The 10,656-nt window shown below is 47.2% G+C and carries 11 protein-coding genes and 1 pseudogene; 7 read left to right on the top strand and 5 right to left on the bottom strand.

What is annotated here, in order from left to right:
- Nucleotides 1-99 (top strand): annotated as a pseudogene (locus NC996_RS21775) (IS982 family transposase); the annotation flags it as partial.
- 29 nt (nt 100-128) lie between these two features.
- Nucleotides 129-470 carry an ester cyclase gene (locus NC996_RS21770; RefSeq protein ID WP_242037455.1) on the top strand — a complete coding sequence of 114 codons (342 nt, stop codon included), beginning with the start codon at nt 129-131 and terminating at the stop codon, nt 468-470.
- Between the two features lie 208 nt (nt 471-678).
- On the opposite strand, the gene NC996_RS21765 is transcribed toward NC996_RS21770, so the two are convergent.
- From NC996_RS21765 to NC996_RS21755, 3 genes are all read right to left on the bottom strand, one after another.
- Complete coding sequence (locus NC996_RS21765) at nt 679-1,707, bottom strand: chemotaxis protein CheB (protein WP_339380190.1); 1,029 nt, start codon at nt 1,705-1,707, stop codon at nt 679-681.
- Between the two features lie 408 nt (nt 1,708-2,115).
- On the bottom strand, nt 2,116-2,313 hold the full coding sequence (locus NC996_RS21760; RefSeq protein ID WP_190528599.1) for a hypothetical protein: 198 nt from the start codon (nt 2,311-2,313) through the stop codon (nt 2,116-2,118).
- Between the two features lie 112 nt (nt 2,314-2,425).
- The gene (locus tag NC996_RS21755) at nt 2,426-2,959 is read right to left on the bottom strand and encodes a vitamin K epoxide reductase family protein (RefSeq protein ID WP_190412128.1); all 534 of its coding nucleotides are present in this window, start codon (nt 2,957-2,959) and stop codon (nt 2,426-2,428) included.
- A gap of 405 nt (nt 2,960-3,364) precedes the next feature.
- Between NC996_RS21755 and NC996_RS21750 the strand changes: the two genes are divergently transcribed.
- Nucleotides 3,365-3,772, top strand: coding sequence for a response regulator (locus NC996_RS21750; protein ID WP_190412129.1), 408 nt, complete (start codon nt 3,365-3,367; stop codon nt 3,770-3,772).
- A 46-nt stretch (nt 3,773-3,818) separates the two neighbouring features.
- On the opposite strand, the gene NC996_RS21745 is transcribed toward NC996_RS21750, so the two are convergent.
- Together NC996_RS21745 and NC996_RS21740 are read right to left on the bottom strand one after the other, a co-directional pair.
- Nucleotides 3,819-5,045 carry a sensor histidine kinase gene (locus tag NC996_RS21745; RefSeq protein ID WP_190682900.1) on the bottom strand — a complete coding sequence of 409 codons (1,227 nt, stop codon included), beginning with the start codon at nt 5,043-5,045 and terminating at the stop codon, nt 3,819-3,821.
- A 417-nt stretch (nt 5,046-5,462) separates the two neighbouring features.
- A complete protein-coding gene (locus tag NC996_RS21740) occupies nt 5,463-5,744 on the bottom strand; it encodes a hypothetical protein (protein WP_190682898.1) in 282 nt (93 codons plus the stop codon).
- A gap of 364 nt (nt 5,745-6,108) precedes the next feature.
- Between NC996_RS21740 and phaA the strand changes: the two genes are divergently transcribed.
- The 4 genes from phaA (at nt 6,109) to NC996_RS21720 (ending at nt 10,528) form a co-directional block, all read left to right on the top strand.
- On the top strand, nt 6,109-7,299 hold the full coding sequence (phaA, locus tag NC996_RS21735) for an acetyl-CoA acetyltransferase PhaA (RefSeq protein WP_190682895.1): 1,191 nt from the start codon (nt 6,109-6,111) through the stop codon (nt 7,297-7,299).
- 336 nt (nt 7,300-7,635) lie between these two features.
- Nucleotides 7,636-8,673, top strand: coding sequence for a hemerythrin domain-containing protein (locus NC996_RS21730; RefSeq protein ID WP_190682892.1), 1,038 nt, complete (start codon nt 7,636-7,638; stop codon nt 8,671-8,673).
- A 194-nt stretch (nt 8,674-8,867) separates the two neighbouring features.
- Nucleotides 8,868-9,590 (top strand): acetoacetyl-CoA reductase PhaB, encoded by a 723-nt coding sequence (phaB, locus tag NC996_RS21725; protein ID WP_190436171.1) that lies wholly within the window; start codon nt 8,868-8,870, stop codon nt 9,588-9,590.
- 83 nt (nt 9,591-9,673) lie between these two features.
- Nucleotides 9,674-10,528: an alpha/beta fold hydrolase gene (locus tag NC996_RS21720; protein ID WP_339380189.1), complete on the top strand. Its 855-nt coding sequence runs from the start codon at nt 9,674-9,676 to the stop codon at nt 10,526-10,528.
- The last annotated feature ends 128 nt before the right edge of the window (nt 10,529-10,656 follow it).

The raw sequence follows: 10,656 nt of genomic DNA, 5'->3' as shown, positions 1-10,656 counted from the left end.
CCTGTCAACTTTGCCGTCAATTTGATAGCCGGCTTAATTGCCTACTGCCACCAGCCCAAGAAGCCCTCCCTGATCAACGATGCTGCCTTGCCTGCTTAACCCGAACTCACGTTGAGGAGATATGCGAGATGACTGCCCCGACTTGGAGGATGCATGGTGGTCCGCCAGAGCTTATCCCTGGACCGGACGGGGTTCGCGAACTCTTTCGGACAATGGGTCCTATCGAGCAAAAATGGACGATTGAAGACGTAATTGCTGAGGGTGACAAAGTTGCCGTGCGTGCGATCAACACCTGTGTCCAAGACAGTTTCCTTGGTATACCCGGTCGCGGTCAGCCTCAGACATTCACGGCTACGTTCATTCATTGGATTGCTGACGGCAAGATACTGGAAACTTGGCGAAACGCTGACGATCTCGGACGGATTCTTCAGCTTGGGGCACGGATTGAGCCGGGAACGTCTGAGCAGTAGCCTGAGCAGTAGCCGTGGAGGTAGACTCGATAGTTCAAAAGGTGCCTAGCGTATTTTTCAGTACTGCGATCGCGGGCGGTAGCCTGAAGGATGGCGGTTCAAAAGTTATTTGCCTGATTCAATATCTCAGTGAATTGTAGATAGGGCGGTGATTTAATCGTGTCGGTTTTTGGCAAACTTGGGCGATTTGTAAGCTTTTGGTTGGTCGCTACTCATACCCATCCAGGTTAATTATCTTCTCCTGACTTAGGGTTTCGTGGCTCATCACCGCCTGCCTAACTAGGCTAGCTCGCCTATTTGCTTGTTCGGATTTTTGCAAAAAGCGTTCCGCCATCTCACTATCGTTCGTTTCGCCCAGATGTTTAGCCATGTGGCTCATTAACATTTCGCTCTCCTCGATCCCGCGAAGTGTTTTCCAAAGTGAGGCTTCAATAGACTCCGTTACTTCTACAAGCAGAGAATTTAGGGAATAGGCATGTCCTGTATGGCAACGGAACCGGATAATGTTGCCTTCTTTCAGTTGCAGAAGCATCCCGTGGCACTCTGGACAGGTATAGGGAGAGAGCTTCCCAAGCTTCATGATGCCGCTCTCAAAAGCATTGTCTTCCCGCGCTACTTTGACTTCAATGTCCATCTGCTCAGACACCAGATGTCCTCCTTTCTTCTCGACGGCTTCGTTTGTCATCTCAATCAATAAAGCGCCCATTTCTGCGACGGGGACGCACCAATCAACCTCTACCGCTTTCATCGCTTGGATAGGCATGGAGGCGTGAAGTGCATCAAAAGGGTCTTGGACAATCGCTTTCCCGCCTTGCTCCTTCACTGCGTATAGCCCAGATGCCCCATCATCAAGCATTCCAGTAAGAACCACCCCGATCGCTTGATTTCCATAGCTCCGGGCGGCAGAGCGGAATAAGACGTCAATCGAGGGACGAAAGCGATTTTCTTTCGGTCCCTTCGTGACTCGGACATACCCCGATTCGACAAGCAGATGGTGATCGGGGGGAGCAACATAAACCCGTCCCGGTTTGATTGCCTCTTTGTCAATTGCATGGGCGACTGGCAGCGAGCAAACCCGATCCAGAATTTGGGGCAAAACACTTGGATACGCTGGGGCAATATGCCAAACAATAAAAATAGCACCCGGAAAATTGGAGGGGAGTTGAGCAAGGAGCTTTTTCAGGGCTTCCATCCCTCCCGCCGATGCTCCAATGACGACGATCTCAGGCTTTATCACTTATCTTCCTTGACTAAAGGCCATTACCTTGCGGAATTCATGATTTTTAGCGAGAGTAGAACGCATCTACTCACTCAAGTCCAGTCGTTTATGAATGGTAAAAATAGTAAGTGGTATCCTCTTGTGACTGCTAACAGCAAAAACTTATAGGCTGCTTGCGCTTGTTCGTTTCTTCCAGCTTATCGAAACTCGCCTTTGTCTAGCAGGGGAAAAATGGTCGCTAAGAGCAACTGTCTGATTGTTGGTCAATCTAGGCAAAATTCTCTTCTCAGGAGGAGAAGACAAAACTAAGCCTGTAATGCTCTTTCTATAAGCATTACAGGCTTAACCAATCGTATCCACTGCTCGTTTAACGCCTTAAATCAGCGATCGCTCAACCACCATCTGATGAAATCTCCTCAATTCCGGTCAAAGTTTAGTGACGGGTTTAAGATTTGCCAGACCCCTATGAAATAGGGCATCCTGTACAATTATTTCTGGCAAAACATCCTTGAACATTTCCACCGTCTGCTGAATCCGCTCGAAATCTTCGGGATTGTCCAAGCGATCGCGTAGCGTCTCTGAAAGAGAATCGCGCACTTCTCGTTCACCAAGCGCAACAACCAACTGATTTATCCCTTACCGATCATTCTGTAGCGGCACAGCACAAATACGCCCCTACGCAAGGAATTGAGCTTTTGGGGCGCTTTGGGCTTTCCTGGTATCGATGACTGTGCGTTTACTGTGCGTCGTCTGCGGTGTTCTTGTCGCCCTGTCCCAGCAAGGCGCGAGTAGCGGCAATCACTTCAGGCGCTGCCAGCACTAGAGACGTTAACGAGCAAACCGTCGCCACCTGGCAGTACTCGCAAAAGGCTTTGTTCTCGCTCCACTCTTCACGAGCTAGCTCAAGATTAGTCACCACGTCAATCAGGATCTTGATACCCATTGCAATGGGTAAGAGCGGGTTGCGTCTAGCGCGATCGAGACCACCCGCAGCCGCCAGCCAAGCGGTGATGGCGTAAGTAAGGACCATTATCGGGCCATCGGGTGAGTTAAATCGGCTGTAAGCATAGTTAGATGCGTCAACGCGGTCTGCATCGAAAAGCGTTTGTCCGGGAGGATCGGGTAGATGGCTAATAATCCCGGTCTGATATAGGCTAACAAGCTGTCCCATCGAACCCCCTAGCATAGACAAGCCGATAATCGCTCGGCGACGGCTCATGTGAGGGTTTTGTCCTTTCCGCAGTTCCTGACTTAGTTGTTGTGGCTCCATGAAGCGCAATCCTCAATAACGTATGCGTTGACGGTCGCATCGGCTTGCACGAAGCTTTCAACCGACGAATAGAATACGCAGTCTGCATCCAATTCGGCAGCAATCGCGCCCAATGCTGCCGATGCTGATACTCGAATAAATTGCTTACCATTTTCACGAATCGGTTTGATGCCTACCTCTGACGCTGGAGGTAGTTATAAAATGTTACAATTTATCTTTTTTTGTATTCAAAATTACAAATTGGCTTAATATTTAGATTCTTTTTTCTTCTCACGATTTTCCGTTGGTTTAAGTGAAACTCCCCTTAGGTAAGAGGTTAGCTAGTAAGCAAATAACTATTATTTAAAAGATTGGAAAATTTAAAAGCTTTTATAAGCATCTTTCCCCAAATGGAGGGTCGATTTTATGGTATCGTCTCAATCTCAAGCTAAACGCATTTTATTGGTAGATGATCTAGAGGATAATGTATCCCTCCTAGAGGAGATTTTGGCGGAAGAAGGGTATGAGATTGATAGCGCTAGAAATGGTAAGTCAGCGTTAGCCAAGATAGAAGCATCGCCACCGGATTTAGTGTTGATGGATGCCATGATGCCAGGAATGGATGGTTATGAAGTAACTCGGCGGATTCGGGAAAATCCGCAACTCCCTTTTATTCCGATTCTGATGATTACGGCAAGTGAGAGTGCTAATATCCCTCAAGGATTAGAGTTAGGAGCGAATGACTTCATTCGGAAGCCGATTGATTTTGAGGAGTTAATGGCAAGAATTAAAGCATCTTTGCGATTGAAAAGTATCGTTAATCCTGCTCAATAATTTCAAGAATTATACAGTTAAAAGAAAAACCAGATAAAACCAAAATTCAAGAAATTGATTCCAGGGTTTTCACTTCTAGGGGCAAGATGACGGTGAAGGTGGAGCCAACGCCAACCTGGGATACCAGCTCGATTTTGCCTTGCATTAGGTTTACCAGTTGGGCGACAATTGCTAAACCTAAGCCAGTGCTATCGGGCATGCGATCGCGAGTTCCAGCTTGAAAGAAGGGGTCAAAAACCCGCGACTGGTCTTCTGGAGCAATGCCAATACCAGTGTCGCTCACCGCAATAGACCAGCGGTTATCAGATAACATCTGACACGTTAATTGGACACTTCCTGTCTCTGTGTAGCGAATTGCGTTGCTTAAAAGATTCGTGACAATTTGCTGCAATCGCAAGGCGTCTGTCAGCACTTTTTCAGGAGCGCGTGCAGCAGAACTATCGGCACTAGCCGAATCACAATCAACCACCATTTGTAGCTCTTTGGCTGCTGCCAAAGGCTCCAACATTTCAACTACATTGTTGATTAAAGAGCGTACATCTATTAGTTCTGGGTGCAGTTCTATCTTCCCTGCTGAATACCGGGAAATTTCCAGGGTATCGTTGATCAGGCGCAGTAAGTGCCTGCTATTGCGTAGCACGCGCTCAATGTGTTCCAGATTCGGGAAATTGTCTTGAACTTCAACATTCTTTCGTGAAGAGCGTAACATCAGCTCCGAGTAGCCAATAATTGAATTCAGAGGATTTTTCAGTTCGTGGGCTAGTTGAGAGAGATTATCCTGATTCGCTTTTACCAAGCGAGTGAGTTCTTGATTGGTTAACTCTACCTGACTTTGCACCTGCTGTAGTTCTTGCAATCGCTCCTCTACATAACTTTTGAAGCATTGGGCGATCGCTTCGTCGATGGTCGCGTCAATTGCATTGTAGGTTCGCATCACTTCCGGAACCGTACCCTCTAGTAAATCTGCCTCTAAAGTGGAAAAGATCGTCTGGCGCAGTAGACGATACTCTCGCGCAATTTCAGTGGTAGCGAAACCTTGTTCAGCCCGCAGAACACCATGATGCAAACTGTTCTGGACGATGGACTGAATATCGTTTTCTTGGGAGCGGGAAAGTACAGTTGCCATCGCTTTTAGCACATCAGGAATATGATTCCGGATCGCCGATCTGGGTAAATCGTCAGTGCTGGAAATCTGCCTATCCAAGCGGACTGCTTCAACCCAGTTTTTGGCGATCGCGTCTATTTTTCTAACAAGCAATTGGCTAAAATCCATGATGGCAAGAGGCGTGAGGAGGAATCGGTCAAAACCTTCTTGGCATCATTCTACATTGAGCGATCGCGCAGTTTACTTGTCGGGTAACTGGACTTTAGGAAATCTTTCCAAAGTTCAGCTTCGGCCTTTGTATTCAAAAGTACAAGCTTGCTTAACATTATGTCCTTTCTGTAGGTAGAGGATTAAATAAATTAGCAGGTTTATTTTGGTTTGTGGCTTGTTTACTAGATTGAAAGCTTTGATGATAAGAAGCGAATATAAAACTTTTTTCCAAAACTGTTTTATAGTAAAAAAAGCTCCCAAGAAATACCTTGGCGAGCTTTATTAATCCTTAGAGGATGTTTGCAAAGTAAATTGTTTTACAAACAAACTCTAAAAAAACTGAAAACACTCGTATCTCAAAAACAACTCTAATAGTCACTCAGATTTTTGGCTCTGTGTACTCCGGATCGTATTAAAATATCCCTCCCACAATTGCTTCTGAGTTTCGATTGACAGACGAGCCAGCAAAGCCTGAAATTGCAGAGAACTTGCCAGCACTTCTTCCTGAAATTTCAAAGTTTTCTCGAAATTCTCGCGGTAACTGGGTGTATTGAAACCTTGCATAGCCGGCATGGTAGAAGTCCAGCTCTTGAGAATACCACTCTGCAACTCGCTTAACTGTCTGGTAAACTGCTCAAAATTATTTTCCCAATCCATTAGTGTTACTCCTGTTACTTTCTTATGTAATACAGATGGTTTGTCCACTATCTTAATCAAATAATAATTGGTGATTAGCTCTAATGGATGATTTATAAATAAACTAAATTTTTTAAGTTAATTGTAAATATAATTTACAAAAAAGCGTCTTTTGAATTTCGGCGTTACGGTCTTGGGAAAAATCCCTTTGTTGCAGAATAGGGGTTAATTTATTTGCGGGAAGCTATCACAATGGCTGGCTTTAGTTCGACTTTATTGTAAATGGTGAAACCTTCCTGAAACTAATGAAAGTAGCCTCAAGGAATATCCCGCCTTAAGTTAGTAAAGTTACAAGACCTGACATTGTAAAAAATAATGAGGATGTATGCAAGAAGCCTATATTGTCTCGGCAGTACGGACACCGCTCGGTCGGTTCGGAGGTGCGTTAGCGGGTTTTTCCCCAGTAGAATTAGGTGCCCACGTCATGCAAGCAGCGTTGGATCGGGCGGAAGTTTCGGGGGAAGCTTTAGACCTATATATCTTTGGTAATGTACTCAGGGCGGGACACGGGCAGTCTTTGCCCCGTCAGGCAGCTTTCAAAACCGGGATTCCCCAGACGGTGAATGGGTATGCAGTGGATATGGTGTGTTCGTCGGGAATGATGAGCGTGATGAACGCCGCTACGGCTATCCGTTCTGGCGAAGCGGAAATCGTACTGGCTGGCGGCATGGAATCGATGTCTCAGACAGGGTTTTTCCTGTCGCATCGAGCCAGATGGGGGTATAAGATGCTACTGGGTGTGCCAGAGCAACTCAGTGATATTTTACTTGAGGACGGTCTTACCGATTCCACGACCACCGAAACGATGGGAGAGCAAGCTGAGCGGCTGGCAGCAGCTTACCAAGTGACGCGGAAGGATTTAGACGAAGTAGCGCTATATTCACAAGCTAGGGCAGCGATCGCAACCGAGAACGGCTGGTTCAACAAGGAGATTGCACCAATAAGAATAGAGGGCAAAAAAGGTTTGCAACTCGTGGACAAGGATGAGGGAATTCGCCCCGAAACCACCTTGCAGAGCCTTGCCAAGCTAAAACCTGCTTTTAGAGAAGATGGGGTGTTCACGGCTGGAAACAGCAGTCAGATATCCGATGGAGCCGCAGGTTTAGTTTTGGCAAGCAAAACGGCGGTGGAACGCTTTAAACTCAAACCCTTAGCCCGTATCCTTGGGGGAGCGTCGATAGGTGGAGAAACTTGGCGCTTCCCAGAGGTTCCGATTCTGGCAGTCAACAAGCTTTTAGACAAGCTCAAGATGAGAATCTACGATTTTGACTTGTTTGAGAACAACGAGGCTTTTGCTCTAAGCAGCGTGCTGTTCAACCGCAAGCTGGGCATTCCTTACGAGAAGCTGAATGTCTATGGGGGAGCGATCGCGCTGGGGCATCCCATCGGTGCGTCGGGGGCGCGAATTATCGTCACGCTGCTCAACGCCTTGCAGGAGCGAAATGGACACATGGGACTGGCATCGGTGTGTCATGGTACTGGTGGCGGAACTGCGATCGCAATTGAGCGGCTTTGATAATTGACGCTTCCAAGGTTTTTACAACGTATAGCCGTAGAATTCTTGGTTCAGTAACTCAACTCAGCTTTTCGTGGACTAAACCAAAACATCTAACCTGGGCTAGGTGGAAGAGAACTGGATCAACGACAAAATCAAGATATTCAAGGTTTTTTTCGCTTGAAATAACCCATTTCCAAAACTAAGGTAATGGTGTTCGTTCGGGTTCTCAAAGCAAGGGGTAAACAACGCCTCTAAAAGCTCTGTGAGTAATATTTGGGTAACTCGTATTGAGCTACATTACCTTTGCCGTGAAACGGGTATCAATCAAACTATTTTCCAACAGGATAACAAAGCATGGTTACAACAATAGACGATACAAAGCGGATGGCGATCGCTGAAAGATTGGCAGACTTGAAAGCCTTTCTAAATTTAATCATCTCTAACGAGCAAAAACTCATAGATTCTTGCCCTTATGAAGATGTCCGCGAGCGTCTGCAAAATATGCTTTCTGATGACCAGAAACACCTGGGCATCATAGACACTGTAATCGTTCAATACGGCATTCAATCTGAACCGAGTGCTGCAACCAAGATATTTATTCCGCAGTTTGAGCAAATGATGTCAGGTGATGAGTTTACCTATTATCAAAAACTCATTCACCACGAACTGATAAAGCATGGTCAAGCCATGAGTGGAATCATGATCCACAAAGCCGCTCAGGTGGTAGGGGCTGATATTGAACTGGCAATTGGGCCTCTCAATACTGTCAACTTCGAGGGTCGCGCTCACCAAGAACAGCTCAAGGGGATGCTCGAACAGGTGGGTGTCCGCGAAATGACTGGTCAAGACGCGCATCAGGGACTCTGGGCACGGGTGCAAGATGCAGTTGCCGCCCTATCGGGGGTAGCTGGCAGTGTGGTTACGCAAAACACTGACAAGCAAGATATGAATATCCAGACCCTTATCCGGCTGGATCACGAGAAAGTGAATACACTTTTCACTGAAGTTGGGGCGACGAAAGAGCCTCAAAAGCTCCAAGAGTATTTCGGGCAAATCTACAAAGATTTATTAGCACACGCTCAAGCAGAAGAAGAAGTAGTGTACCCGAAAGTACGCTCGTTCTACGGCGATGACAATACTCAAGAGCTTTACGACGAGCAAGCGCAAATGAAGCAGATGCTTGATGAAATTAAGGCGATTGACCCTGCTAATGCCGACCATTTCAGATCAAAAATTAAAGACCTAATGGAAGTGGTTGGCGACCACATTCGCCAAGAAGAATTTACGATGTTCACGGCAATTGACAAAAATTGTAGCGCTGAGCAGAAAGAGCAAATGGCTACTGAATTCAAAGCTGCCAAGAGCAAGATTCAGCAAGAAATGTCAGCCTAATTGCAATAAAAGTCAGCATCTTGCTGTACTGATTACATACACAATTCGCGATTTGTAGGGGCATGGCATTGCCATGCCCCTACGTAGGAAATTGGGCGTTAATAAATCCATCCTCCCAACCTACAACTGCAAATATTGGCGCTAAGCGGCAAAGACACTGGAATCAGTAATAGAAATAGGGGTGAAAGTGGCTCATGGTGTCTTTGGGACTGGAAGATAAAGTCGTCTTGGTAACGGGTGGTAATCGAGGGATAGGAGCCGCTATCGTCAGTCTCTTGGAGGAGCTGGGAGCTAAGGTAGCTTACACCCACCGCAGCGCTACCAATGGTCAGCATAAAGCGATCGCAATTCCAGCTGATGTAACCGACAAGGCAGCGATGGAAGCAGTAGCAGAACAGGTTGAAGAGAAACTAGGGTCAATTTACGGGATTGTAGCGAATGCGGGGATTACCCAAGACAACTTTTTTCCCAAACTGACGACCCAAGACTGGGATGCCGTAATTGACACTAACTTGAAAGGAGTGTACAACACGCTGATGCCCGTTATCCCCAAGATGTACGAGCGGAAAGAAGGCTCTGTGGTTTGCATTAGCTCGATTTCGGGTGAGCGGGGAAACATCGGTCAAACGAACTACGCCGCAACCAAGGCGGCTGTGATTGGTTTAACCAAGTCCCTCGCTTTAGAGGCGGCTCGTTATGGGGTACGAGTCAACGCTGTATCACCGGGATTTATTGAGACTGATATGGTTAAGTCGGTGCCAGATAAGGTGAAAGAGCGCATTGTGTCCGAGATTCCGCTTCGTCGCTTCGGTAAACCGGAGGAAGTTGCTTGGGCAGTTGCATTCCTGCTTTCACCGAGCGCAAGCAGCTACGTCACTGGCGAAGTTGTGAGAGTCAACGGCGCTCATCACACTTAAGGGTGATAGCGATCGCATTGGGTTGAATGAACATTCAACACTAATAATTAAACTTCATTATTTAGATGGGATTGGAGCCAAGCGTGAAAACAGAGGTTGAAGAGCGGCGAATCAATGTCAGCGGTTTAAGCATCCGGTACTTTAAAGCAGGCGATGATGGTCTACCGTTAGTGCTGCTACATGGAGATAGTGCCAGCGCTCTTGATTGGTCTTGGGTGCTTCCCAACCTGGGAGCTACCTATCGCGTCTATGCGCCGGACTTTCCCGGTTTCGGTGATAGTGCCAAACCATCCCTTGAGTACACGCCAGAGTTTCTTAAGCAGTTCTTGGTCGATTTTCTTGACGCGCTGGGAATTGAGCGGGCGGTGCTAGTGGGCAACTCCCTAGGCGGTCAAGTTGCGTTACGCTTTGCCCTATCCCGTCCCGAACAAGTCGCAGCTTTGGTGCTGGTAGATAGTTCCGGGCTTGGTTACGCTGTCACCCCGTTGCTGTCTCAGTTAACTTTACCTGGGTATGGGGATGTAGCGATCGTTGGGTGCCAAACGCCTCCTGGCGCTAAAATGCGGTCTTGGTTACGGGCGACACTGTTCTTCGCCCACCCCGCGCAGGCTCCCGCGGTGTGGATAGCAGAGCAAGAGCGAATGTCTCAGATGCCTGGTTTTCTTCAAGCTACTCTGACCTCGCTGCGCGCCCAGCTGAATGTATTCGGACAGCATCAAGTATTTCTGGACTCTCTAGGAGAGTTACCGATGCCGACTCTAGTCGTGTGGGGGACGGAGGATTTGGTTCTTCCAAAAGAGCAAGCTCACGACGCGGTTAGCCGCCTAAAGCAAGGACACCTTGCCTTAATCCCCGACTGCGGTCACTTACCCCATGTCGAACGCCCGGAAATTTTCAGTGCCCAGTTGAGCCAGTTTCTCGCTGGAGTTGCTGCTTAGAAAACTGTCAACCCTGCGGCTGATGTAGGCACGCTTGCTCTGGCTTATTTATTGGGTAGAAGTTGAACTCGTAGATTTCACTTAAATCAAGCATTTCTAGATGGACTTCACCTCCAAAGGTGAAGAAT

This window comes from Trichocoleus sp. ST-U2 (genome assembly GCF_039961875.1).
Taxonomy (GTDB): Bacteria; Cyanobacteriota; Cyanobacteriia; order Cyanobacteriales; family FACHB-T130; genus FACHB-T130.
The sequence above is the reverse complement of the archived record's forward strand: the minus strand, read 5'-3'. Positions and strand labels throughout refer to the sequence as shown.

What these genes read in the sequence shown, in the direction of transcription:
- NC996_RS21730 (WP_190682892.1), top strand. Translation starts at nt 7,636, where the DNA reads ATGGTTACAACAATAGACGATACAAAGCGGATGGCGATCGCTGAAAGA.
- phaA (WP_190682895.1), top strand. Translation starts at nt 6,109, where the DNA reads ATGCAAGAAGCCTATATTGTCTCGGCAGTACGGACACCGCTCGGTCGG.
- NC996_RS21745 (WP_190682900.1), bottom strand. Translation starts at nt 5,045, where the DNA reads ATGGATTTTAGCCAATTGCTTGTTAGAAAAATAGACGCGATCGCCAAA.
- NC996_RS21755 (WP_190412128.1), bottom strand. Translation starts at nt 2,959, where the DNA reads ATGGAGCCACAACAACTAAGTCAGGAACTGCGGAAAGGACAAAACCCT.
- NC996_RS21740 (WP_190682898.1), bottom strand. Translation starts at nt 5,744, where the DNA reads ATGGATTGGGAAAATAATTTTGAGCAGTTTACCAGACAGTTAAGCGAG.
- NC996_RS21750 (WP_190412129.1), top strand. Translation starts at nt 3,365, where the DNA reads ATGGTATCGTCTCAATCTCAAGCTAAACGCATTTTATTGGTAGATGAT.
- NC996_RS21770 (WP_242037455.1), top strand. Translation starts at nt 129, where the DNA reads ATGACTGCCCCGACTTGGAGGATGCATGGTGGTCCGCCAGAGCTTATC.
- phaB (WP_190436171.1), top strand. Translation starts at nt 8,868, where the DNA reads ATGGTGTCTTTGGGACTGGAAGATAAAGTCGTCTTGGTAACGGGTGGT.